This is a genomic window from Pseudomonas sp. SMV71 (genome assembly GCF_052042015.1).
Classification (GTDB): domain Bacteria; phylum Pseudomonadota; class Gammaproteobacteria; order Pseudomonadales; family Pseudomonadaceae; genus Aquipseudomonas.
The window spans coordinates 68555-90836 of record NZ_JBKGGU010000001.1 but is presented as its reverse complement, the minus strand read 5'-3'; the positions used below and the strand labels follow the sequence as shown (position 1 = coordinate 90836).

General features: G+C 60.2%; 24 protein-coding genes. 19 read left to right on the top strand and 5 right to left on the bottom strand.

The annotated features are described in order from the left end of the window. Positions 1-70 precede the first annotated feature (70 nt). The 5 genes from ACLEJQ_RS00500 to ispD all read left to right on the top strand — a co-directional run bounded on the left by ACLEJQ_RS00500 (position 71) and on the right by ispD (position 5243). Positions 71-1702, top strand: a complete 1632-nt coding sequence (locus ACLEJQ_RS00500; protein WP_440791168.1) for a CTP synthase — start codon at positions 71-73, stop codon at positions 1700-1702. A gap of 4 nt (positions 1703-1706) precedes the next feature. Beyond that, positions 1707-2552 carry a 3-deoxy-8-phosphooctulonate synthase gene (gene kdsA, locus ACLEJQ_RS00495; RefSeq protein ID WP_041022908.1) on the top strand — a complete coding sequence of 282 codons (846 nt, stop codon included), beginning with the start codon at positions 1707-1709 and terminating at the stop codon, positions 2550-2552. Between the two features lie 247 nt (positions 2553-2799). Further along, on the top strand, positions 2800-4089 hold the full coding sequence (eno, locus tag ACLEJQ_RS00490; protein ID WP_440791165.1) for a phosphopyruvate hydratase: 1290 nt from the start codon (positions 2800-2802) through the stop codon (positions 4087-4089). A 171-nt stretch (positions 4090-4260) separates the two neighbouring features. Continuing rightward, on the top strand, positions 4261-4539 hold the full coding sequence (gene ftsB, locus ACLEJQ_RS00485; RefSeq protein WP_030139474.1) for a cell division protein FtsB: 279 nt from the start codon (positions 4261-4263) through the stop codon (positions 4537-4539). After that, entirely contained in the window at positions 4536-5243 is a 708-nt protein-coding gene (gene ispD, locus ACLEJQ_RS00480) for a 2-C-methyl-D-erythritol 4-phosphate cytidylyltransferase (RefSeq protein WP_440791163.1), read from the top strand. The genes ftsB and ispD overlap by 4 nt, the downstream gene beginning before the upstream one ends. A 96-nt stretch (positions 5244-5339) precedes the next feature. On the opposite strand, the gene ACLEJQ_RS00475 is transcribed toward ispD, so the two are convergent. After that, positions 5340-6236: a LysR substrate-binding domain-containing protein gene (locus ACLEJQ_RS00475; protein WP_245139385.1), complete on the bottom strand. Its 897-nt coding sequence runs from the start codon at positions 6234-6236 to the stop codon at positions 5340-5342. 107 nt (positions 6237-6343) lie between these two features. Here ACLEJQ_RS00475 and ACLEJQ_RS00470 point away from each other — a divergent pair, with 107 nt between their 5' ends. The 8 genes from ACLEJQ_RS00470 to rpoS all read left to right on the top strand — a co-directional run bounded on the left by ACLEJQ_RS00470 (position 6344) and on the right by rpoS (position 13555). After that, positions 6344-7456: an S-(hydroxymethyl)glutathione dehydrogenase/class III alcohol dehydrogenase gene (locus ACLEJQ_RS00470; RefSeq protein WP_440791161.1), complete on the top strand. Its 1113-nt coding sequence runs from the start codon at positions 6344-6346 to the stop codon at positions 7454-7456. 93 nt (positions 7457-7549) lie between these two features. After that, positions 7550-8395, top strand: a complete 846-nt coding sequence (gene fghA / locus ACLEJQ_RS00465) for an S-formylglutathione hydrolase (protein WP_440791160.1) — start codon at positions 7550-7552, stop codon at positions 8393-8395. A gap of 43 nt (positions 8396-8438) precedes the next feature. Further along, complete coding sequence (gene ispF / locus ACLEJQ_RS00460) at positions 8439-8912, top strand: 2-C-methyl-D-erythritol 2,4-cyclodiphosphate synthase (protein WP_440791158.1); 474 nt, start codon at positions 8439-8441, stop codon at positions 8910-8912. Then, positions 8909-9967 (top strand): tRNA pseudouridine(13) synthase TruD, encoded by a 1059-nt coding sequence (gene truD, locus ACLEJQ_RS00455; RefSeq protein WP_440791156.1) that lies wholly within the window; start codon positions 8909-8911, stop codon positions 9965-9967. The genes ispF and truD overlap by 4 nt, the downstream gene beginning before the upstream one ends. Beyond that, positions 9955-10704 carry a 5'/3'-nucleotidase SurE gene (gene surE / locus ACLEJQ_RS00450; RefSeq protein WP_440791154.1) on the top strand — a complete coding sequence of 250 codons (750 nt, stop codon included), beginning with the start codon at positions 9955-9957 and terminating at the stop codon, positions 10702-10704. The genes truD and surE overlap by 13 nt, the downstream gene beginning before the upstream one ends. Before the next feature lie 41 nt (positions 10705-10745). Beyond that, a complete protein-coding gene (locus tag ACLEJQ_RS00445) occupies positions 10746-11381 on the top strand; it encodes a protein-L-isoaspartate(D-aspartate) O-methyltransferase (RefSeq protein ID WP_171061419.1) in 636 nt (211 codons plus the stop codon). A 211-nt stretch (positions 11382-11592) separates the two neighbouring features. Then, positions 11593-12438, top strand: coding sequence for a peptidoglycan DD-metalloendopeptidase family protein (locus ACLEJQ_RS00440; protein WP_440791152.1), 846 nt, complete (start codon positions 11593-11595; stop codon positions 12436-12438). 106 nt (positions 12439-12544) lie between these two features. Continuing rightward, positions 12545-13555 (top strand): RNA polymerase sigma factor RpoS, encoded by a 1011-nt coding sequence (gene rpoS / locus ACLEJQ_RS00435; protein WP_440791150.1) that lies wholly within the window; start codon positions 12545-12547, stop codon positions 13553-13555. Between the two features lie 683 nt (positions 13556-14238). Here the strand turns inward: rpoS and fdxA are convergent. The 4 genes from fdxA to ACLEJQ_RS00415 form a co-directional block, all read right to left on the bottom strand. Continuing rightward, positions 14239-14562 (bottom strand): ferredoxin FdxA, encoded by a 324-nt coding sequence (gene fdxA / locus ACLEJQ_RS00430; protein WP_072387901.1) that lies wholly within the window; start codon positions 14560-14562, stop codon positions 14239-14241. A gap of 148 nt (positions 14563-14710) precedes the next feature. After that, on the bottom strand, positions 14711-17278 hold the full coding sequence (gene mutS / locus ACLEJQ_RS00425) for a DNA mismatch repair protein MutS (protein ID WP_440791148.1): 2568 nt from the start codon (positions 17276-17278) through the stop codon (positions 14711-14713). Positions 17279-17620: 342 nt separating this feature from the next. Next, entirely contained in the window at positions 17621-17788 is a 168-nt protein-coding gene (locus tag ACLEJQ_RS00420; RefSeq protein ID WP_245139393.1) for a hypothetical protein, read from the bottom strand. Next, positions 17785-18510, bottom strand: coding sequence for a zeta toxin family protein (locus ACLEJQ_RS00415; protein WP_440791634.1), 726 nt, complete (start codon positions 18508-18510; stop codon positions 17785-17787). The genes ACLEJQ_RS00420 and ACLEJQ_RS00415 overlap by 4 nt, the downstream gene beginning before the upstream one ends. Positions 18511-18707: 197 nt before the next feature. On the opposite strand from ACLEJQ_RS00415, the gene ACLEJQ_RS00410 reads away from it, so the two are divergent. From ACLEJQ_RS00410 to ACLEJQ_RS00385, 6 genes are all read left to right on the top strand, one after another. Beyond that, complete coding sequence (locus ACLEJQ_RS00410; protein ID WP_440791632.1) at positions 18708-19442, top strand: LexA family transcriptional regulator; 735 nt, start codon at positions 18708-18710, stop codon at positions 19440-19442. Positions 19443-19921: 479 nt separating this feature from the next. After that, complete coding sequence (locus tag ACLEJQ_RS00405) at positions 19922-20350, top strand: hypothetical protein (RefSeq protein ID WP_440791146.1); 429 nt, start codon at positions 19922-19924, stop codon at positions 20348-20350. 73 nt (positions 20351-20423) lie between these two features. Next, positions 20424-20606 carry a Com family DNA-binding transcriptional regulator gene (locus ACLEJQ_RS00400; RefSeq protein WP_440791144.1) on the top strand — a complete coding sequence of 61 codons (183 nt, stop codon included), beginning with the start codon at positions 20424-20426 and terminating at the stop codon, positions 20604-20606. Positions 20607-20624: 18 nt separating this feature from the next. Next, entirely contained in the window at positions 20625-21269 is a 645-nt protein-coding gene (locus ACLEJQ_RS00395; protein WP_440791142.1) for a hypothetical protein, read from the top strand. A gap of 109 nt (positions 21270-21378) precedes the next feature. Beyond that, positions 21379-21729 (top strand): phage holin family protein, encoded by a 351-nt coding sequence (locus ACLEJQ_RS00390; protein WP_440791141.1) that lies wholly within the window; start codon positions 21379-21381, stop codon positions 21727-21729. A gap of 38 nt (positions 21730-21767) precedes the next feature. Then, positions 21768-22280: a hypothetical protein gene (locus ACLEJQ_RS00385; protein ID WP_440791139.1), complete on the top strand. Its 513-nt coding sequence runs from the start codon at positions 21768-21770 to the stop codon at positions 22278-22280. Positions 22281-22282: the final 2 nt, after the last annotated feature.

The following is a 22282-nucleotide window of genomic DNA, read 5'->3' as shown; positions in this document are numbered from 1 at the left end:
GGGGGCTTCGGCCTTCCTTCGCTTTCCCCGGCGGCTCGGACCGCTTTAACGCAGACTTCTAGGGTTTTTCATGACGCGCTACATATTCGTCACGGGCGGTGTTGTTTCTTCATTGGGGAAAGGCATTGCCTCGGCTTCATTGGCGGCCATCCTGGAGGCGCGGGGGCTCAAAGTCACCATGCTCAAGCTGGACCCCTACATCAACGTCGACCCGGGCACCATGAGCCCGTTCCAGCACGGTGAGGTGTTCGTCACCCACGACGGCGCCGAGACCGACCTGGACCTGGGCCACTACGAGCGGTTCATCCGCACGACCATGACCCAGAACAACAACTTCACCACCGGCCGTGTCTATGAGCACGTGCTGCGCAAAGAGCGCCGTGGTGACTACCTGGGCGCGACCATTCAGGTCATCCCGCACATCACCGACGAGATCAAGCGCCGCATCATCAAGGGTGCAGGCGATGCCGACGTGGCCATGGTCGAGATCGGCGGTACCGTGGGCGACATCGAGTCCCAGCCGTTCCTGGAAGCCATCCGCCAGCTGCGTTTCGAAATCGGCGCCAAGCGCGCGATGCTGATGCACCTGACACTGGTTCCCTACATCGCCACTGCCGGCGAAACCAAGACCAAGCCGACCCAGCACTCGGTCAAGGAACTGCGTTCCATCGGGCTGCAACCCGACGTGCTGGTCTGCCGCTCCGATCATCCGATCGACATCTCGTCGCGTCGCAAGATCGCTCAGTTCACCAACGTTGAAGAGCGTGCGGTCATCGGCCTGGAAGACGCCGATACCATCTACAAGATCCCGGGCATCCTGCACTCCCAGGGGCTGGACGATTTCGTCGTCGAGCGCTTCGGCCTGCAATGCGCCGGCGCCGACCTGTCCGAATGGGACGCCGTGGTCGATGCCAAGCTCAACCCGGAGCACGAAGTTACCATCGCCATGGTCGGCAAGTACATGGAACTGCTGGACGCCTACAAGTCGCTGATCGAGGCGATGAGTCACGCCGGTATCAGCAACCGCACCAAGGTCAACCTGCGCTACATCGATTCCGAAGACATCGAGAACCAGGGCACCGGCCTGCTAGAAGGCGCCGATGCGATCCTCGTACCGGGCGGCTTCGGCCTGCGCGGCGTGGAAGGCAAGATCACCGCCGTGCAGTACGCTCGCGAAAACAAGGTGCCTTACCTGGGTATCTGCCTGGGCATGCAAGTGGCGGTCATCGAGTTCGCCCGTAACGTCATGGGCTGGAAAGACGCCAACTCCACTGAATTCGATCGCGCCAGCGGCCACCCGGTCGTGGGCTTGATCACCGAGTGGGAAGACGCCACCGGCGCCGTGGAAATCCGTACCGAAGCCTCCGACCTGGGCGGCACCATGCGCCTGGGCGCCCAGGAATGCCTGCTCGAAGCTGGCTCCCTGGTGCACCAGTGCTACGCCAAGGACGTGATCGTAGAGCGTCACCGTCACCGCTACGAAGTGAACAACAACCTGCTGCCGCAACTGATCGAGGCCGGCCTGAAAATCTCCGGTCGTTCCGGTGATGGCGCGCTGGTGGAAGTCGTCGAGGCCCAGGACCACCCATGGTTCGTCGCCTGCCAGTTCCACCCCGAGTTCACCTCGACGCCGCGCGACGGTCACCCGCTGTTCAGTGGTTTTGTGAAAGCCGCTTTGGCCCAACATCAGAAAAAGGCATAAGACGATGGCCCAGAAGATCATCCGCGTCGGCGACATCGAGATCGCCAACGACAAACCAATGGTGCTGTTTGGCGGCATGAACGTGCTGGAAAGCCGCGACATGGCGATGCAGGTCTGCGAGGAATACGTGAAGGTCACCCAGAAACTGGGCATCCCCTACGTGTTCAAGGCCAGCTTCGACAAGGCCAACCGTTCGTCCGTGACCTCCTACCGGGGGCCGGGCCTGGAGGAGGGCATGCGGATCTTCCAGGACATCAAGCAAGCCTTTGGCGTGCCAATCATCACCGACGTCCACGAGCCTGACCAGGCCGCGGTCGTGGCCGAGGTCTGCGACATCATCCAGCTGCCGGCCTTCCTGTCGCGCCAGACCGACCTGGTGGTCGCGATGGCCAAGACCGGCGCGGTGATCAACATCAAGAAAGCTCAGTTCCTCGCGCCCCAGGAGATGAAACACATCCTGAGCAAGTGCGAAGAGGCCGGTAATGACCAGTTGATCCTCTGCGAGCGGGGCTCCAGCTTCGGCTACAACAACCTGGTGGTGGACATGCTCGGCTTCGGCATCATGAAGCAGTTCGAGTACCCGGTGTTCTTCGACGTGACCCACGCCTTGCAGATGCCTGGCGGCCGTTCCGACTCTGCCGGTGGTCGTCGCGCCCAGGTGACGGACCTGGCCAAGGCGGGCATGAGCCAGTCCCTGGCAGGCCTGTTCCTGGAAGCCCACCCGGACCCGGACAATGCCAAATGCGACGGCCCTTGCGCGCTGCGCTTGAACAAGCTGGAACCGTTCCTGTCTCAGCTCAAGGCTCTGGATGAGCTGGTCAAGGGTTTTCCGACGATAGAAACCGCGTAACGCGGTTTTCTCCGGTAAAGTACCGCTCGATTATCGCTCTGGCCCGCGGGCCGCATTGCTCTTGTGGGAGCCTGGTTTGCGATGGTGTCCTTCAGGGCTCATCGTCGGCAAGCCTTGCTTCTTGTGGCGAGGGAGCTTGCTCCCGCTGGAGCGCGAAGCGCTCCCCATCCAGGCTCTGGGCTGCATCGCAGCTGAGCGTGAGCACGTTTTCTACAACGTTCTAGTCAACTTTGGAGTGTTTACAACAATGGCAAAAATCGTCGACATCAAAGGTCGTGAAGTTCTCGACTCCCGCGGCAACCCCACTGTTGAAGCGGACGTGCTTCTCGACAACGGTATCATCGGCAGCGCCTGCGCGCCGTCCGGTGCTTCCACTGGCTCGCGCGAAGCGCTGGAGCTGCGTGATGGCGACAAGAGCCGTTACCTGGGCAAGGGCGTGCTCAAAGCCGTCGCCAACATCAACGGTCCGATCCGCGACCTGTTGCTGGGCAAGGATCCGGCCGACCAGAAAGCCCTCGACCTGGCGATGATCAAGCTCGACGGTACTGAAAACAAAGCCTCCCTGGGCGCCAACGCGATTCTCGCCGTGTCCCTGGCCGCCGCCAAGGCCGCTGCCCAGGACCAGGACCTGCCTCTGTACGCACACATCGCCAATCTCAACGGTACGCCGGGCGTCTACTCGATGCCGGTGCCGATGATGAACATCATCAACGGCGGCGAACACGCCGACAACAACGTCGACATCCAGGAATTCATGGTGCAGCCGGTGGGCGCCAAGACCTTCTCCGAAGGCCTGCGCATGGGCACCGAGATTTTCCATCACCTCAAGGCCGTGCTCAAAGCCCGTGGCCTGAGCACTGCGGTAGGTGACGAAGGTGGCTTCGCGCCGAACCTGGCCTCCAACGAAGATGCGCTGAAAGTGATCTCCGAGGCCGTGGCCAACGCCGGCTACAAGCTGGGCACCGACGTGACCCTGGCCCTGGACTGCGCCGCCAGTGAGTTCTTCGAAGATGGCAAGTACAACCTGTCCGGCGAAGGTCAGGTGTTCACCGCCGAAGGTTTCGCCGACTACCTCAAGGGCCTGACCGAACGCTACCCGATCATCTCTATCGAAGACGGCCTGGACGAGTCCGACTGGGCTGGCTGGAAAATCCTCACCGACAAGATCGGCGAGAAAACCCAGCTGGTGGGCGACGACCTGTTCGTGACCAACACCAAGATCTTGAAAGAAGGCATCGACAAGAAGATCGCCAACTCGATCCTGATCAAGTTCAACCAGATCGGCACCCTGACCGAAACCCTGGAAGCCATCCAGATGGCCAAGGCTGCCGGTTACACCGCCGTGATCTCCCATCGCTCCGGCGAAACCGAAGACTCGACCATTGCCGACCTGGCCGTGGGCACTGCGGCGGGCCAGATCAAGACCGGTTCGCTGTGCCGTTCCGACCGCGTTTCCAAGTACAACCAACTGCTGCGTATCGAAGAGCAGTTGAACGGCAAGGCCAAGTACAACGGTCGTGGCGAGTTTCGCGGTTAAGCTGTAAATGATAAAAAGACAGCGGGTTGGCTCGGAAAAGTCGTCATGACAGCGCTTTTCCCTCTAATCTGATGCCTTATCAAGCACAAGCCTGGTTCTTCCAGGCTTCGTGCTATCAGACGCTTCAACGTTTGGCATGGCGGTCTTTTTCCACTGGATACCTGATATTCGATGCGCAGTCCCAATTGGTTGTTTCTTGTCTTGCTCCTGTTGCTGGCCGGTCTGCAGTACCGCCTGTGGGTGGGCAATGGCAGCCTCGCGCAAGTGGCCGAGCTGACTCAGCAGATTGCCGACCAGCATGCCGAGAACGAGGCGCTGCTGGAGCGCAACCGGGTGATGGACGCCGAAGTGATGGAGCTGAAAAAAGGCATGGAGACCGTCGAAGAGCGGGCTCGTCATGAACTGGGCATGGTCAAGGAGGGTGAAACCCTCTACCAGTTGGCCCAATGAGTATTCGTCTACCGGCCTTCTGGGCCGTGATTCCTGCCGCGGGCGTTGGAGCCCGGATGGCCGCTGACCGTCCCAAGCAATACCTGCAACTGGGCGGACGCACAATTCTCGAACACAGCCTTGGCTGTTTCCTCGATCATCCGACCGTCAAGGGCGTGGTGGTCAGTGTCGCACACGATGATCCTTACTGGCCGACCCTGGCCTGCGCCGGCGACCCGCGCATCCAGCGCGTGGATGGTGGCGAGCAGCGCTGCGATTCAGTGCTCAATGCCTTGCTGCATCTGCACGGGCAGGGCGCGGACGTTCACGATTGGGTGCTGGTGCACGACGCCGCCCGACCCAACTTGTCCCGGCACGACCTGGACACGCTGCTCAGTGAGTTGGCGAACGACCCGGTCGGCGGCCTGCTGGCGGTCCCGGCGCGCGATACCCTCAAGCGCGTCGACAAGCAGGGCCGGGTGCTGGAAACCGTTGACCGTAGCGTGATCTGGCAAGCCTACACCCCGCAGATGTTCCGCCTTGGCGCGTTGCATCGGGCGTTGGCGGACAGCCTGGTGGCCGATGCCTTGATCACCGACGAGGCCTCGGCGATGGAGTGGGCAGGGCAGGCGCCCCGGTTGATCGAAGGGCGGTCGGACAACCTCAAGATCACTCGCCCCGAGGACCTGGAGTGGTTGCGCCAGCGTTGGGCGAATCGGCATTGAGCCGGATCTGTTTCCTCGTTAGATTGTCATCGTCTGGGCCGGCGCCATCGCGAGCAAGCTCGCGATGGCGTCATCCCGGACGACAAGAAAGCACTGTCATCCCCGATACTCCGGCCGCTGCGCCAACCCTTCCTTCAAATACTCCACCAACTTGCGCACCTTCGGCGACAAATGCCGCTGCTGTGGATACAACGCCCACACCGCCGTGTTGGGTGGCTGGTGGGCTTCAAGCAGCGAGATCAACGCCCCGCTGTGCAGATGCTCCAGCACGTAATAATCCGGTAACTGACACAACCCCACGCCTTGCAGGGCAGCGTCCAGCACCGCCTGCCCACTGTTGCAGCGCCAGTTACCCTGAACGCGCTGGGAAAACTCCCGCCCGTTCTGCTCCAGTTGCCAGAGGTCGGAGCTGCCGATCAGGCAGTTGTGGCGGCTCAGTTCCGACAGGCTGTGGGGGCGACCGTAGCGTTCCAGGTAGGAAGGCGAAGCGCACAAGTACATGCGCCGCGGCGCGAGGCGGGTGGCTACCAGGCGAGAGTCCTGCAAGCGACCCAGGCGAATCGCCAGGTCCAGGCCCTCGTGGACCAGGTCCAGCGGGCGGTTGCTCAATTCAATGTCGACCCGCAATTGCGGGTAAAGCCCCATGAAGCGCGTCACCAGCGGCACGATAAAGCGCTCGCCGTAAGCCACTGCACAGGTCATTCGCAACATGCCCTTGGGCTCGCTGGTCAGGTCCCCCACCGCCCGCAGCGCTTCCTCACGGCCATCCTGCAAGCGTTGGCAATGCTGCAAGAAGGTCTGGCCGGCCTCGGTCAGGGTGACCCGACGGGTGCTGCGATAAAGCAAGCGTGTCTGCAGGCGCTCTTCCAGCCGTACGATCTGGCGACTGATATGGGAAGAAGAAACCCCCAGACGCTCAGCCGCCGCAGTGAACTGGCTGCATTCAGCCACGGCGACAAACTCGTCGATCCCATCCCAGCGGTTATCCGACATGAAGGATTATCCCTGTACGGCAATAATGTTTTGCTTTCGGCTGGATTATTCATTGTCCGGCAGCGGATTACACTCCCGATCTCGTTTTTATTTGCTGGAGAATCCGGATGATCAAGTCCCGCGCCGCTGTCGCCTTCGAGGCCAAGAAACCCCTGGAAATCGTTGAAGTCGACGTCGCCATGCCCAAGGCGGGTGAAGTAATGCTGCGGGTGGTCGCGTCCGGGGTCTGCCACACCGACGCCTACACGTTGTCGGGTGCCGACCCGGAAGGGATTTTCCCGTCGATCCTCGGCCATGAAGGCGGCGCGATTGTCGAAGCCATTGGCGAAGGCGTGACGTCGGTTGCCGTGGGTGATCATGTGATCCCGCTGTACACACCGGAATGCGGCCAGTGCAAGTTCTGTAAGTCGGGCAAGACCAACCTCTGCCAGGCAATTCGTGCCACCCAGGGCAAAGGCCTGATGCCGGACGGTACCTCGCGTTTCTCCTACAAGGGCGAGACGATTTTCCACTACATGGGCACCTCGACTTTCTCCGAGTACACCGTGCTGCCGGAAATCTCCGTGGCGAAGATCCCTAAAGAAGCCCCTCTGGAGAAAGTCTGCCTGCTGGGTTGCGGCGTCACCACCGGGATCGGCGCGGTGATCAACACCGCCAAGGTCCAACCGGGCGACACCGTGGCGATCTTCGGTCTGGGCGGCATCGGTCTGTCAGCGGTGATTGGCGCGGTCAAGGCCAAGGCTTCGCGCATCATCGCCATCGACATCAACCCGGCCAAGTTCGAAATCGCCAGGCAACTGGGCGCCACCGATTGCGTCAACCCGAAGGACTTCGACCGTCCGATCCAGGAAGTCATCGTCGACATAACCGACGGCGGCGTGGACTTTTCCTTCGAGTGCATCGGCAATGTCCAGTTGATGCGTGCCGCCCTGGAGTGCTGCCACAAGGGTTGGGGCGAGTCGGTGATCATCGGCGTCGCCGGGGCCGGCCAGGAAATCGCTACCCGTCCGTTCCAGCTGGTCACCGGGCGCGTCTGGCGCGGTTCGGCATTCGGCGGCGTGCGCGGGCGCAGTGAGTTGCCGAGCTACGTGGACATGGCCGAGAAGGGCGAGATCCCGCTGGACACCTTCATCACCCACACCATGGGCCTGGAAGATATCAACAAGGCGTTCGACCTGATGCATGAAGGCAAGAGCATCCGTACCGTTATTCATTTTTAAGGAGCAGCTTCAAGTTGCACGCTACAAGCTGCAAGTGAAGCGCAGTGCTTTTCTTGCAGCTTGAAGCGTGCAGCTTGTAGCTGAGGTGAAGTTATGAGCCTTGAAAACATTTCCTGCCAGAAAAGCTTCGGCGGCTGGCACAAGCGTTACCGGCACCGCTCCGAAGTGCTGGGTTGCGACATGGTGTTCGCCGTCTACCTGCCGCCGCAGGCCGAACAGGGGGGCAAGTTGCCGGTGCTGTATTGGCTGTCCGGGCTGACCTGCACCGATGAAAACTTCATGCAGAAGGCAGGCGCCCAGCGCATGGCCGCCGAACTGGGGCTGATCATCGTGGCGCCGGACACCAGCCCTCGCGGCGCCGAGGTGCCGGGCGATCCGGACGGTGCCTGGGACTTCGGCCTGGGGGCGGGCTTTTATCTGAACTCCACGCAGGAACCTTGGGCGCGGCATTATCGGATGCATGACTACGTGGTGCAGGAGTTGCCGGCGCTGGTCGAAGCCCATTTCCCGGCCTCGGATAAACGCGGCATCAGCGGTCACTCCATGGGCGGCCATGGCGCGCTGGTCTGCGCGCTGCGCAACCCCGGGCGTTACCGTTCGGTGTCGGCCTTTTCGCCGATCAACAACCCGATGGATTGCCCGTGGGGCCAGAAGGCTTTCTCTCGTTACTTAGGAGAGGATCGTTCGAAATGGCGCGAATGGGACGCCTGTGCGTTGATCGCCGAGGCTACCGAGAAGCTGCCGCTGTTGGTGGACCAGGGCGATCGCGACGATTTCCTCGACAACCAGCTCAAGCCCCAGGCCCTGCAGCAAGCGGCCAAGGCGGCCGATCATCCGCTGGAGTTGCGTTTGCAACCGGGCTACGACCATAGCTACTACTTCATCGCCAGCTTCATTGATGAACACTTGCAGCATCATGCACGCGCCCTGAGCCGCTAATGCAGGTAGAATCACGCCCTGACAAAAATCGGGGCGTTTTTTTATGCGTATTGGCCACGGCTACGATGTTCACCGTTTCGCTGAAGGCGACTTCATTACTCTGGGCGGCGTGCGTATCGCACACGGCTTCGGGCTGCTCGCGCATTCTGACGGTGATGTCCTGCTGCACGCCCTGAGCGATGCATTGCTCGGCGCAGCGGCGCTGGGTGATATCGGCAAACATTTCCCTGACACCGACCCGCAATTCAAGGGCGCCGACAGCCGCGTGCTGTTGCGTCATGTGGTCTCGCTGGTTCACGCCAAGGGCTGGAAAGTCGGCAATGTTGATAACACCATCGTTGCCCAGGCACCGAAGATGGCGCCGCACATCGAGGCGATGCGCCAGTTGATTGCCGAAGATCTGCAAGTGGAGCCGGACCAGGTGAACGTGAAGGCCACCACCACTGAAAAACTCGGTTTCGTCGGTCGCGAGGAAGGCATCGCCGTTCACTCCGTTGCCTTGTTGCTGCGCTCATGACCGAACTGGAACTGCTGGGCCCACGAGCCTATGGCGAGTCGCTGGGCAGTGCGGTGCTCAAGGCCACCGCTGAAGATTTCCAGGTCGATGAAGTGCTCGACATCCCGTTGACCGGTGATGGCGAACACCTGTGGATCTGGGTCGAGAAACGCGGCCTGAACACCGAAGAGGCCGCCCGGCGAATTGCCAAGGCCGCCGGCGTGCCGTTGCGCACCGTCAGCTACGCCGGGCTCAAGGACCGGCAGGCCCTGACCCGCCAGTGGTTCAGCGTTCAATTGCCCGGCAAGGCCGATCCGGACCTGTCGGCGGCCGAGAACGACACGCTGAAGATCCTCAAGACCGCCCGGCATAAACGCAAGCTGCAACGCGGCGCGCACTCGGCCAACGGTTTCACCCTGCGCCTGACCCAGTTCAAGTGCGACGCGGCGGCGATCGATGCGCGCCTGCAACAGATTGTCCGCCAGGGCATCCCCAACTATTTCGGTGCCCAGCGGTTCGGCCACGATGGCGGCAATGTCGTCGATGCCCGTAGCTGGGCGTCGCGCAAGGCCTTGCCCGAACAACGCAACGTGCGTTCGCGGCTGCTGTCGGCGGCCCGCAGCTTTCTGTTCAACAAGGTCTTGGCGGCCCGGGTCGCCGATGGTTCCTGGCAGCGCGCCCAGGTCGGCGATTTGCTGGCCTTCACCGACAGCCGCAGCTTTTTCCCCGCTGGCGAGGCCGAGTGCAGCGACCCGCGCCTGGCGATTCTGGACCTGCACCCGACCGGGCCACAGTGGGGCGAGGGGCCTTCGCCTGCCGCCGGCGCCACTTTCGAGCTTGAACAGGCGGTCGCCGAAGGCGAGGCCGAGCTGCGCGACTGGTTGGTAAACGCGGGGATGAGTCACGAACGTCGCATCCTGCGACTGCCCATTGGCGGGCTGTCGTGGCATTATCCCTCGCTAGACATTCTGCAATTGGAATTCGTCCTGCCGGCCGGATGTTTCGCCACTGTCTTGGTGCGCGAACTCGTCGATCTGGTGCCGGTGGGGCAGACGGACAGCCCATGCGTATTCTGATTTCTAACGACGACGGGGTGACAGCACCCGGTCTTGCCGCGCTTTATGCTGCGCTGGCCGATTATGCCGAGTGCGTGGTCATCGCTCCGGACCAGGACAAGAGCGGCGCCAGCAGTTCGCTGACGCTCGACCGTCCGTTGCATCCCTGCTATCTGGATAACGGTTTCATCAGCGTCAACGGGACACCGACCGACTGTGTGCACCTGGGGATCCACGGGTTGCTGGAGCGTGAGCCGGACATGGTCGTCTCAGGCATCAACCTGGGTGCCAACCTCGGCGACGATGTGCTGTATTCCGGCACGGTGGCCGCCGCCCTGGAAGGGCGGTTCCTGGAACGACCGTCGTTTGCCTTTTCGTTCGTTTCGCGCCAGGTCGATAACCTGCCGACCGCAACCTACTTCGCCCGTAAACTGGTGAAGGCCCATGGCGAGCTCGACTTGCCGCCGCGTACGGTGTTGAACGTGAATATCCCGAACCTGCCGCTCGATCATATCCGTGGTATCCAGCTCACGCGCCTGGGCCATCGCGCCCGCGCCGCCAAGCCGATGCACGTGGTCGACCCGCGCGGCAAGGCCGGTTACTGGATCGCCGCTGCCGGTGATGCCGAGGATGGTGGGCCGGGCACCGATTTTCATGCGGTGATGCAAGGCTATGTCTCGATCACGCCGTTGCAGTTGGACCGCACCTTCAACGATGCCTTTCGGAGTCTCGATGGCTGGCTGGAGGGGCTGCACTGATGCCTCGTGAGCAAGACGATATGTTGCGCCGCGGAATCGGCATGACCTCCCAACGGACCCGTGAGCGGTTGATACAGCGTCTTTACGAAGAAGGCCTATCCAACGCCCAGGTCCTGGAAGTGATCCGCCGTACGCCCCGGCATCTGTTCGTTGACGAAGCCCTGGCCCATCGCGCCTATGAGGACACGGCGTTGCCTATCGGCCACAACCAGACCATTTCCCAGCCTTATATGGTGGCGCGCATGAGCGAGCTGCTGCTGGAGGCGGGGCCGCTGGACAAGGTGCTGGAGATTGGTACCGGCTCGGGTTATCAGACGGCCGTGTTATCGCAACTGGTAGAACGGGTGTTCTCGGTAGAGCGGATCAAGGTACTGCAGGATCGCGCCAAGGAGCGCCTGGTTGAACTGAACCTGCGCAACGTGGTGTTTCGCTGGGGCGATGGCTGGGAAGGCTGGCCGGCCCTGGCGCCTTATAACGGCATCATCGTGACTGCCGTCGCCACCGATGTGCCCCAGGCCCTGCTGGACCAACTGGCACCGGGTGGGCGATTGGTCATTCCGGTGGGCGCCGGCGAAGTGCAGCAACTGATGCTGATCGTGCGCGAAGAACAGGGTTTCTCCCGACACGTGCTGGGAGCGGTGCGTTTCGTGCCGCTGCTCAACGGGCCATTGGCCTGAGCATTTATGAACAAACGTTGAATTGCGCGGCGGCGATTTTGTCTTACAGCGGCACCGTGTGCATGAACAACGTCCGTTGGTGTCAGGCAAACGTGTGCGGTGGCATTTTTCGCTTCATTAATAGAGGCAGGGTTGCAGCCAGCCTGATTTGCGTGACCTCTGCCTGGACAGGCAGTTTTCCATTTTTCAGCCACCACAAAGGGAGCGGCGGGTGAGTCTCACAGTCATTGCGCAGCGTATGGGTATCACGAGCTTTCAGCGCCTGGTGACTGGCCTCGTCTTGAGTACCTTGCTGGTCGGTTGCTCCAGTACGCCATCGGGTAATGTCCGAGTGGTCGATCGCAACAGTGCAGCACCTCAGCGTCCTACAGTAACGACCGGCCAGTATGTAGTCCGTCGCGGCGATACGCTGTTTTCCATCGCTTTTCGGTACGGCTGGGACTACAAGGCTCTCGCAGCACGGAACAACATTCCTGCGCCTTATACGATTCACCCGGGTCAGACGATTCGCTTCGACGGTCGTAGTGGATCAACACCGACCGCTGTCGTCACGCACTCGGGTTCGACCCCTTCGTCATCGAGTAAAACCACGGTCATTCGCCGTCCGGCCGGGCCGGAAACGGCGACAGTACCGTCCGTCGCGAGCAAACCGGCCCCGGCGCCGATGCCCCCGGCAGGCCCCGCCCCGACGGGCTGGGGATGGCCTTCTAATGGCGTTCTCATTGGAAAATTCTCTTCAAACGGTAGTTTGAATAAAGGAATTGATATCGCCGGGGATTTGGGACAGCCTGTTTTAGCTGCGTCTGATGGCACGGTTGTGTACGCCGGGAGTGGTTTGAGGGGCTACGGCGAACTCGTCATCATCAAACACAGCGATACCTACGTCAGTGCCTATGGTCACAACCGCAGGCTGTTGGTTCGGGAGGGGCAGCAGGTCAAGGTCGGACAGACAATTGCCGAAATGGGATCGACAGGAACGGACCGGGTGAAACTGCATTTTGAGATTCGCCGACAAGGTAAACCTGTGGATCCGCTGCAATTCCTGCCACGGCGTTGATTTGATTGTCAGCCTGTTCCGTCACGTAGAGGGAACAGGCTCCAGCGTTGCCAAGGATAAAGGCGTCGCTTGAGCTTGAGGTCGAACTCACCAAAGGACTATAACAATGGCTCTCAGTAAAGAAGTGCCGGAGTTTGACATCGACGATGAGGTTCTCCTGATGGAGACCGGCATCGCTATGGATTCGATGTCGAATGATGAAGGGGCGTCGTCTCCACCTTCCGTTCGTGCCAAATCCAGACACTCCGCTTCGCTTAAACAACATAAGTACATCGACTACACCCGGGCGCTGGACGCCACTCAGCTGTACCTCAACGAAATCGGTTTCTCGCCACTGCTCTCCCCCGAGGAAGAAGTTCATTTTGCGCGGCTTTCGCAAAGTGGCGATCCGGCCGGTCGAAAACGCATGATTGAAAGCAACTTGCGCCTGGTGGTGAAAATCGCCCGGCGCTACGTCAATCGCGGGCTTTCGCTGCTGGACCTGATCGAAGAGGGCAACCTGGGGTTGATTCGGGCGGTCGAGAAATTCGACCCCGAGCGAGGCTTCCGTTTCTCGACCTACGCGACCTGGTGGATCCGCCAGACCATCGAGCGGGCGATCATGAACCAGACCCGGACCATCCGGCTGCCGATTCATGTGGTCAAGGAGCTGAACGTCTACCTGCGGGCCGCCCGTGAGCTGACCCAGAAGCTCGACCATGAACCTTCGCCGGAGGAAATCGCCAACCTGCTGGAAAAACCGGTAGGCGAGGTCAAGCGCATGCTTGGGCTCAACGAGCGGGTTTCCTCGGTGGATGTCTCCCTGGGGCCGGACTCGGACAAGACCCTGCTCGATACCCTCACCGATGACCGACCCACCGACCCGTGTGAGTTGCTGCAGGACGATGACCTCTCCCAGAGCATCGACCAATGGCTTTCCGAACTGACGGACAAGCAGCGGGAAGTGGTGATCCGGCGCTTCGGCTTGCGCGGTCATGAGAGCAGCACCCTTGAAGACGTTGGCCTGGAGATCGGGTTGACCCGTGAGCGGGTCAGGCAGATCCAGGTCGAAGGTCTGAAGCGTCTTCGGGAGATCCTGGAGAAGAACGGTTTGTCGAGTGAGTCGCTGTTTCAATAGCAGCCATTGTTGTATGAGCATGTGAAGAAGGGCGCCATGAGGCGCCCTTCTTCTGTTTTTGATGATGCATGACTCAAGACCACCTGTGGCGAGGGAGCTTGCTCCCGCTGGGCTGCGAAGCGGCCCCGGCGTTTTCAGCCGACATACTGCAGGGGACGCTGGCGCGTCCAACGGGAGCAAGCTCCCTCGCCACAGAGTCTGTGGCTTACCCAAGTGACCTCGGCGAATCATCAGGGCTTTTCCATTCCCGCGAGAGACAGCTTCTGCTTCCTCCCATTTTCCAGCTCAGTTTGTAAGCCTTTGCCTACTGTTGCGTAAGCGTTCGGATTTCCTGCCCAGGGATAGACACCCATAAAATACGTCGGACATTTATATCTAGCTGATCTATAAAGGTTTTTATTTTATGACCGTCCTGTTACAGCGCCTGTGGACGCTCCGGGCTCCATTGCACTCGCTCGGGAAGACACTAATATCAGTCCTGTGTCGACGGACAGACACACCCGTCAAGGATGATGGGACAGGAAGGACATCGCAGGATGCGATTCATCAGGACGATGAAAAGGATTAAAGGGATTAGGGAAAAAATGTGGGCGGGTCAAACCGCCCCTTTTTTTGCCTGCGTTTTGGCAAATCCGGAAAAGCAAAAAGGCCCGCAAGGGGCCTTTTTTGAGAAAGCAGGGCGATCAGCGTTCGAGATCAGCGATCTTGCCTGGCTTGCCGTCCCACTCTTCAGCGTCCGGCAGAGCGTCTTTCTTCTCGGTGATGTTTGGCCAGATGTCCGCCAATTCGGCGTTCAGCTCGATGAAATTCTCCATGCCAGCCGGCACTTCGTCCTCGGAGAAAATGGCTTGTGCCGGGCATTCCGGTTCACACAGGGCGCAGTCGATGCACTCGTCCGGGTGAATGACCAGGAAATTCGGGCCTTCGTAGAAGCAGTCCACCGGACAGACTTCTACGCAATCGGTGTACTTGCACTTGATGCAGTTGTCGGTGACGACGAAGGTCATTTCTAATTCTCTCCTCAGGCGGCTACGGCGAAGCCCCTTCACGGGTGGGGTCGCCAGGTTCGGGAGCGATAGTCTGCCTGCGGGCCAGGCTAATAGCCCGCAGCATCCCAAACCGCGCGAGATTCTAACAGCTTGAAAGCCCTGTGCGTTAGATCCGCGTCTTCAATGTGTAGAGTAAATCCAGGGCTCGACGCGGGGTCAGGTCGTCCAGGTCGAGCTTGGCCAGCTCGTCGAGCACCGGGTGCGGCAGGCTGGCGAACAGATCGCTCTGCTGCGGCGTGGCCGGCTTACCTTTGGTCGGGCGCGGCGCCTCGTGTGGCAGGCTGGTGGTTTCCAGACGGCTCAGGTGCTCGCGGGCGCGGCTGATCACCTCACCGGGTACGCCGGCCAGTTGCGCCACGGCCAGGCCGTAGCTCTGGCTGGCCGGGCCAGGCAACACGTGGTGCAGGAACACAATGCGCTCGTTGTGCTCGGTGGCATTGAGGTGGACGTTAGCCACCAACGGCTGGCTCTCCGGCAACACCGTCAGTTCGAAATAGTGCGTGGCGAACAGTGTGTAGGCCCGCAGTTGCGCCAGCCGCTCAGCTGCCGCCCAGGCCAGAGACAGGCCGTCGAACGTACTCGTGCCGCGGCCGACTTCGTCCATCAACACCAGGCTGCGCTCAGTGGCGTTGTGCAGGATGTTCGCGGTTTCGCTCATTTCCACCATGAAGGTCGAACGGCCGCCGGCCAGGTCGTCACTGGAACCGATCCGCGTGAAGATCCGGTCCACCAGCGACAGCTCGCAAATGGCCGCCGGCACGAAGCTGCCGATGTGGGCCAGTAAGACGATCAGTGCGGTCTGGCGCATGTAGGTGGATTTACCACCCATGTTCGGTCCGGTGATCACCAGCATCCGGGTGTTGTCGTCCAGGCTCAGGTCGTTGGCTACGAACGGTGTGGTCAACACTTGCTCGACCACCGGGTGCCGGCCTTGGCTGATGCGCATGCACGGTTCGCTGACGAAGCGAGGGCAGTTGAGGTCCAGGTTCAGCGCACGCTCGGCCAGGTTGCTCAGCACGTCCAGTTCCGCCAGGGCGGCGGCGGTGTCTTGCAACGGCGGCAGCTGGCTGATCAGGTCCTCGAGCAGCGCTTCGTAGAGCATCTTTTCCCGAGCCAGGGCGCGGCTTTTGGCCGACAATGCCTTGTCTTCGAACGCCTTGAGTTCCGGAGTGATGAAACGCTCGGCACCCTTGAGGGTCTGACGGCGAATGTAGTCTGCCGGGGCCTGTTCGGCCTGTTTGCTGGGCAACTCGATGAAATAGCCGTGGATACGGTTATAGCCGACTTTAAGGTTGGTCAGGCCGGTACGGGCTTTTTCCCGGGCTTCGAGGTCGATCAGGAACTGGCCGGCGTTTTCGCTCAGCGATTGCAGTTCGTCGAGTTCGGCGTCATAGCCGGTTTTCAGTACGCCGCCGTCACGGATTACCGCCGGCGGGTTATCGATGATGGCTTTTTCCAGCAGCGCCGCCAGCTCAGGATACGTGCCGGTGGTGCGTGCCAGTTGTTGCAGGTGCGGCGCTTCAAGATCGGTCATCGCCGCTTGCAATTCCGGCAGGGCACCGAGGGCATCGCGCAGCCGGGCCAGGTCCCGGGGACGGGCGTTGCGCAGGCCGATCCGCGCCAGGATCCGCTCGATATCGCCGATTTCCTTGAGCTGCGGTTGCAGTTGCTCGAAACGATAACGATCCAGCAGGCAGGTAATGGAAGACTGCCGCGCAAGAAGAACCGTCAGGTCCCGCAGCGGTCGGTTCAACCAGCGCGTCAACAGGCGACTGCCCATTGCGGTCTGGCAACGGTCGACCACCGATTGCAGGGTGTTGTCCCGTCCGCCGGCGAGGTTGGTGTCCAGTTCCAGGTTGCGGCGGCTCGCGCCATCCAGCACAACAGTGTCATCCAGGCGTTCATGGCGCAGGCTGCGCAAGTGGGGCAGGGCGGTGCGCTGGGTTTCCTTGGCATAGGCCAACAGGCAGCCCGCTGCGCCGATGGCGAGGGTCAGGTTCTCGCAGCCGAAACCCTTGAGGTCCTGGGTGGAAAATTGCTGGCAGAGACTTTTCAACGCCGAATCGCGCTCAAAATCCCACGGCGCCCGACGCCGAACCCCACGACGTTTCTCCGCCGGGAGGTCCTTGGGCCAGTCATCCGGGATCAACAGCTCGACCGGGTTGACCCGCTCCAGCTCCGCCAGCAGGTTTTCCCAGCCCTTGATCTCCAACACCGAGAAATTGCCGCTGGTGATGTCCAGCACTGCCATGCCGAACAGGCGCTCATCCCCCAGCACCGCAGCAATCAGGTTGTCGCGGCGTTCATCCAGCAAGGCCTCGTCACTGACGGTCCCCGGGGTGATGATCCGCACCACCTGGCGTTCCACCGGCCCTTTACTGGTGGCCGGGTCGCCAACCTGCTCGCAAATCACTACCGACTCGCCCAGCTTGACCAGTTTCGCCAGGTAACCTTCCGCCGCGTGGTAAGGAATCCCACACATCGGAATCGCCATGCCCGCCGATTGCCCACGCGCCGTCAGGGTGATGTCCAGCAACTTGGCGGCTTTCTTCGCATCCTCATAGAAGATCTCGTAGAAGTCGCCCATGCGATAGAACATCAGCTGATCGGGGTGCTGGTTCTTCAGACGCCAGTATTGCTGCATCATCGGGGTGTGGGAGGACAGATCGTTCACGGCGGTATTCATCGGTGTCAGGCAAACTCGTTGAAAGATGTAGGGCAAAAGGAGGGGCATCGGCCCGGCTTTTCCGCGATGGGCGCAAGGTTAACATGGGGGGGCGGGGGCGACCCAGGGATGAGTGAATTTGGGGTCGAGGGTATGGAGATGCCTATCGCGTAATGCCTGCGTTCGGCCTAAGCGGTTAACGGGGCGCCAGATCAAAAGCCGACCAGCCCCCTGGCTGTACCTGGATTCACTTGTGGCGGCAAAGCTTGTTTGCGACAGCGGAGTATCAGCTAGCTCAATATCGAGTTAAAAAACCCGGCACTTGGCCGGGTGTCTCTGAAAAACTTGATGTCAGGCTCGTTTCGATTCGGCTTGCATCATCACCAAGTTCTGTTGCTTGGTAGCCTCAGTCAAAACTTCGCTGTAGACACGTTTTTTTTGATCCGATTTGGCGTGACGGATGAAGTCGGCAAATGTACTTTTGGTGCCCTTGGACAAGCCTAGCTTGATCGAGATCATAAGTGCGCTCCAGATAGCGGCCCGAGCGTAGCCTCTAGGTCGGCTCGCGTGTGTTGCTCAGGGATATGGTAGTCAATTTTATCGACACCAGCCTTGTAAAGTCGTCCCGAGTTGTCGATATGCTTGAGCAGAAGATCTACATGAACATCGCCTCGATACTCTAGCTTAAGCGCGTTCACCACGTCACGTGCGGCAAAGTACTGGTCGATGAAATGTTCCTTATGAATCCTCCTGCCCTCGGCAGCCTCGCGGGCATTTACAAAGCCCCAGGCCAGTTGCGGCGCCTGGTACACGTATAAAATTTGCACGAACCTGCCCTTTTTCAAGGAGCGGTCCACATTTCTTCTGGCCACGTCAATGTTTGAAAACGTTCCATCGAGGATGAAGGACTGTCTTTGATCCAGCGCAAAATCCAGGATTTTTTCAACGAGAATCGATACGCCGCCCTGAAAGAGCCAGGAGTTCTTCCCCTGGTAACCTGGAAATTCGTGGCGCAGTTCATCAGGATCTATACGTAGGATTGCGGCATCCGCAAATAGATTCACCAAAGCAATTGAAGCTTCGGTTTTGCCTGCGCCGGGTGATCCTGCCATGAAAACTGAAACGGGGGCTTCTTCCGGCGGGTAAAGCAGCTTGTCGGTGCGCCGCCTTGCAACAATTTTCTTGTTCGAGCGAGCGAAACGCAGTGCATCTTCGCAAAGGCTTTGCTCTGCTGGCGTCATCAAGCAGCGTCCTCCATCAGCACCCGCTCCTACATGTAAGTTCGAACGTCTGTACTATTCGGGCCAGACCTTTCGCAGTCGAGTCAGGTTAGCACCACCGACCAGGGACGCTGCGGACGGAGTGTTTCTTCATTTATATGCGGATTTATGCGAATCAGCATTTGTCTTCCGCAAAAAGAACAAGCATCATGCGCGTTATGCAAAAACGCAACGTATCTACCGTATTAAGAGCATTGCTCGATCAGCACGGGATCTCCCCCACGGAGCTTCACCGTCGTACCGGCGTGCCCCAATCCACCCTCTCACGGATTCTCAGCGGCAAGATTGTCGATCCTTCGGATAAACACATCTCGAAAATCGCCGAGTACTTCGCCGTCAGCACCGATCAGTTGCGCGGGCGTGCGGAGGTTGCGCCGTTGGGCGGCGTTCGCCGTGACGCTTTGCATGCCGAGCTCAAGGACATAAGCCTTTGGGATGACGAAACACCGGTCGAGGAAGACGAGGTGTCGGTCCCTTTTCTGCGTGAGGTCGAATTGGCTGCTGGATCAGGAAGATTCGTCATCGAGGAGAGCGAGCGCTCCAGCCTGCGTTTCGGCAAGCGCAGCCTGCGGCATAACGGCGTGCAGTTCGACCAGGCCAAATGCGTAACGGTGCGCGGCAACAGCATGTTGCCGGTGCTGCGCGACGGCGCCACGGTCGGGGTGAATGCGGGCAAATGCGGGATCGGCGACATCGTCGACGGCGATCTCTACGCCATCAATCACAACGGCCAGCTGCGGGTGAAGCAGCTCTATCGTCTGCCCACCGGTATCCGCCTGCGCAGCTTCAACCGCGATGAACATCCGGATGAAGACTATAGCTTCCAGGAAATGCAGGACGAGCAGATCGTCATTCTCGGCCACGTCTTCTGGTGGGGCATGTACGCCCGTTAACCCCATCGCTGTCAGATAAAACCCGCCACCGTGCGGGTTTTTTTTCGCCCATGAATTCCTCCCCGATCCCCGTGTTCATTGAGGCTCGATGCGCCAATGCATTTGACGTGCATAAATAAATGCATTTGCGCATTGACTGTATATGCATACATGCATACTCTGTGTCCAAGCCGCTCGACAAAGCGGCTGGCAGCAAAGCTCTTTAGTGGCAATCCACAGGCAGCGATGAACCGGCCTTGACGGTTCAGAGGGTTGGCAACTGACCCAGGTGTGCAGCGTAAAGCACCAGAAGCAGTTATCCGGCGGGCAGGGGCCGCGGTCGGAGGAACAATTTGAATGGATCCGTACCGCGCCAGTCGCGCCGAAAGATCAAGCGCATTACTGAAAAGCCTGGGCGACCGGGCTTTTTGGAATGCCTGTGCCAATAGGCAGCGTTGTACCCACGTCTCGAACCCTATTTACCTAAAGGAATTAGACCCATGAAAAAACTGTTCGGAGTGCTTATCGCGGCGGTCCTGGCGAGCCAGACCTTCCAGGCGTTTGCCGAAACGTCGCCTGTCGGTTCCTGGCAATTCGCTGCCTACCATGTTCCAGGCGGTGGCTTTTATGCCAACCAGACGATCTGTTTCAAGGAGGACAACACTTGGTATTCCAGTTCGCAGGCTGGTTGGAATGGCGCGTGGTTCCAGAACGGGGGTGACCTGCAATGGAATGGCAGTGTGCCAATGAAGGGCGCAGGAAGCGCCAACAATCTCGCCACCATCGCCATGGGCAAGATCACCGCCGCAGGTGCGATGTCGGGTAGCTATGCGGAATGGGCTGCACCCAGCACGCTGCCGCTGTCGTGGGACAGGCATTACACCTACACCATGACTTACAAAGGCGCGACCTGCGGCGCTCCGAAGTGAAGCCAGTCTTGTTCAATCGAGCAACAAAGGCTTGAGCCGAACGCATCTCGCCGTCGCCCAAGGAGGGTTTTCAATGCTGAAGGATTTCAGATGCGGTCAGTGCAATCGACTTCTGGCCCGCGTGGGCGAGAACACCGAACTCCAGATCAAATGCTCCCGATGCGGGACGTTGAATCATGTGAAGGCCGTTGAGCCTCGAGTGAACGCCGGCGAGCGAAAAGTTTGCGGGATAGACCGTACAACCATAGCTCAATGACATCTATCGAGGTCACAAATGAAACTGCTCAAGACTCTTCTGTTGGCAACGGCGCTTCTGTCGTCCTTTTCCTCCCTGAACGCCCTGGCGGATACGGCCATGTCGTGGAATCTGGCCCGGGACATGTACCTGATGACCGAAGCCGCGCCTGCCGGGTCGCCCTGGTCCTTCATGCAAAACAAATCGGGGATAAATGCTTCGGCCAACTACACGCTTTTCCCGACGTTCCAGGGCGGGGTCTGCAACGGAAAGCCAACCACCTGTTGGCGGGACGATGCCACCGGTGCCTGGATTTCCATTCCCAACGCAAGCTTCACCTTCACCGGTTCGGGCACCAGCTTCGTGTTCAAGCAGGGCGACGTAGCGACGCATCCAGGGACCGCCAGCCAGAGCATCTTTCGCTGGGCCAGTCCGGTCACCGGCAATATCAACGTGTTGGGGCGGGTCAATAACTTGCACAACGCTTGTGGTGACGGCATTGGCTGGTCGCTCAACCTGGGCGACACCGTGCTCCAGTCTGGCAGCCTGGCAAACGGCGGCAGCAGCACTTTCATGCTCAACAATGTCGCGGTCACGCCTACGTCTTTGCTGTATCTGGTGATTGACCGCAAGGCCAACAACACCTGCGACGCGACCAGCGTCGACATGCTCATCACTCGCTGATTGTCATCGAGTAATGCGTGCCGGCTTGAGTTTTACATCCAATCTGAACGGCTCGGGAGCCTGCAATTAGGCCCTGAGCTTTCGAATCGTCGCCCCCCAGGAGGCGTGAATGACAAACGAGCAACAAGCGTTGCTGGAAATGCCGATCTGGCTGGTCATCGTGCTCGCCCTGGTGGGCGGGGTGTCCGGCGAGATGTGGCGCGCCGACAAGGAGGGCGCCCGCGGCTGGCCATTGCTGCGTCGTGTCGCCCTGCGGTCCGGTGCCTGCGTGGTCTGCGGGGTCTCGGCGACCATGCTGTTGTATGCCCTCGGCATGTCGATCTGGAGCGCCTGCGCCCTGGGTTGCCTGACCGCGATGGCCGGTGCCGATGTGGCTATCGGTCTCTACGAACGCTGGGTCGCCAAGCGGATCGGTGTGTGCGAAGCACCGCCGCCGGATTCCCGTTCCGACCAACATTGAGCCCCGGTGCCACCGATCCTCAGGAAAGAGGCTATTCCATGCCCGCTCCCATTGAAAAACCATCGCAGCTGTTTTCCGCCATCGCCGAGACGCTGCGTACCACGCTTCCCGGCCTGAAGGTCGGGAGTCCCCGAGACTTTGACGATACGGGCGATCAACCTTGGGTCTTGATCGCCATCGAGCGCGACGCATCAGGCAACCGTGCCAACGACGGACGTATTGCCCATGTCCTGACGCTGTCCATGCAGGTCGTGTCGCCCGGCACGGGCCTGACGGCGTGCGATCTGGCCAGTGAGTTGAAACGCGTGATCGTCGACAACCGCTGGAACCTGTCGGCCGAGCAATGCAGCCGGCCAGCAGACGTCGAGGGTATTGCGTCCGCCTTCAGCGCCGGGACTCGGCCGTATACCGCCTGGACTCTTTCATTCACCCAAACCTTGTACCTCGGTCCAACGCTGTTGGAGGACCCGTTGGGCACGCCGAGATTTGCCCGGACCTGGGAAGTTTCGGACATCGACGACCCGGATCAATACACCGCGCTGGAGGATTGAGC

What these genes read in the sequence shown, in the direction of transcription:
- ACLEJQ_RS00500 (WP_440791168.1), top strand. Translation starts at nt 71, where the DNA reads ATGACGCGCTACATATTCGTCACGGGCGGTGTTGTTTCTTCATTGGGG.
- kdsA (WP_041022908.1), top strand. Translation starts at nt 1,707, where the DNA reads ATGGCCCAGAAGATCATCCGCGTCGGCGACATCGAGATCGCCAACGAC.
- eno (WP_440791165.1), top strand. Translation starts at nt 2,800, where the DNA reads ATGGCAAAAATCGTCGACATCAAAGGTCGTGAAGTTCTCGACTCCCGC.
- ftsB (WP_030139474.1), top strand. Translation starts at nt 4,261, where the DNA reads ATGCGCAGTCCCAATTGGTTGTTTCTTGTCTTGCTCCTGTTGCTGGCC.
- ispD (WP_440791163.1), top strand. Translation starts at nt 4,536, where the DNA reads ATGAGTATTCGTCTACCGGCCTTCTGGGCCGTGATTCCTGCCGCGGGC.
- ACLEJQ_RS00475 (WP_245139385.1), bottom strand. Translation starts at nt 6,236, where the DNA reads ATGTCGGATAACCGCTGGGATGGGATCGACGAGTTTGTCGCCGTGGCT.
- ACLEJQ_RS00470 (WP_440791161.1), top strand. Translation starts at nt 6,344, where the DNA reads ATGATCAAGTCCCGCGCCGCTGTCGCCTTCGAGGCCAAGAAACCCCTG.
- fghA (WP_440791160.1), top strand. Translation starts at nt 7,550, where the DNA reads ATGAGCCTTGAAAACATTTCCTGCCAGAAAAGCTTCGGCGGCTGGCAC.
- ispF (WP_440791158.1), top strand. Translation starts at nt 8,439, where the DNA reads ATGCGTATTGGCCACGGCTACGATGTTCACCGTTTCGCTGAAGGCGAC.
- truD (WP_440791156.1), top strand. Translation starts at nt 8,909, where the DNA reads ATGACCGAACTGGAACTGCTGGGCCCACGAGCCTATGGCGAGTCGCTG.
- surE (WP_440791154.1), top strand. Translation starts at nt 9,955, where the DNA reads ATGCGTATTCTGATTTCTAACGACGACGGGGTGACAGCACCCGGTCTT.
- ACLEJQ_RS00445 (WP_171061419.1), top strand. Translation starts at nt 10,746, where the DNA reads ATGACCTCCCAACGGACCCGTGAGCGGTTGATACAGCGTCTTTACGAA.
- rpoS (WP_440791150.1), top strand. Translation starts at nt 12,545, where the DNA reads ATGGCTCTCAGTAAAGAAGTGCCGGAGTTTGACATCGACGATGAGGTT.
- fdxA (WP_072387901.1), bottom strand. Translation starts at nt 14,562, where the DNA reads ATGACCTTCGTCGTCACCGACAACTGCATCAAGTGCAAGTACACCGAT.
- ACLEJQ_RS00420 (WP_245139393.1), bottom strand. Translation starts at nt 17,788, where the DNA reads ATGATCTCGATCAAGCTAGGCTTGTCCAAGGGCACCAAAAGTACATTT.
- ACLEJQ_RS00415 (WP_440791634.1), bottom strand. Translation starts at nt 18,510, where the DNA reads ATGACGCCAGCAGAGCAAAGCCTTTGCGAAGATGCACTGCGTTTCGCT.
- ACLEJQ_RS00410 (WP_440791632.1), top strand. Translation starts at nt 18,708, where the DNA reads ATGCAAAAACGCAACGTATCTACCGTATTAAGAGCATTGCTCGATCAG.
- ACLEJQ_RS00405 (WP_440791146.1), top strand. Translation starts at nt 19,922, where the DNA reads ATGAAAAAACTGTTCGGAGTGCTTATCGCGGCGGTCCTGGCGAGCCAG.
- ACLEJQ_RS00400 (WP_440791144.1), top strand. Translation starts at nt 20,424, where the DNA reads ATGCTGAAGGATTTCAGATGCGGTCAGTGCAATCGACTTCTGGCCCGC.
- ACLEJQ_RS00395 (WP_440791142.1), top strand. Translation starts at nt 20,625, where the DNA reads ATGAAACTGCTCAAGACTCTTCTGTTGGCAACGGCGCTTCTGTCGTCC.
- ACLEJQ_RS00390 (WP_440791141.1), top strand. Translation starts at nt 21,379, where the DNA reads ATGACAAACGAGCAACAAGCGTTGCTGGAAATGCCGATCTGGCTGGTC.
- ACLEJQ_RS00385 (WP_440791139.1), top strand. Translation starts at nt 21,768, where the DNA reads ATGCCCGCTCCCATTGAAAAACCATCGCAGCTGTTTTCCGCCATCGCC.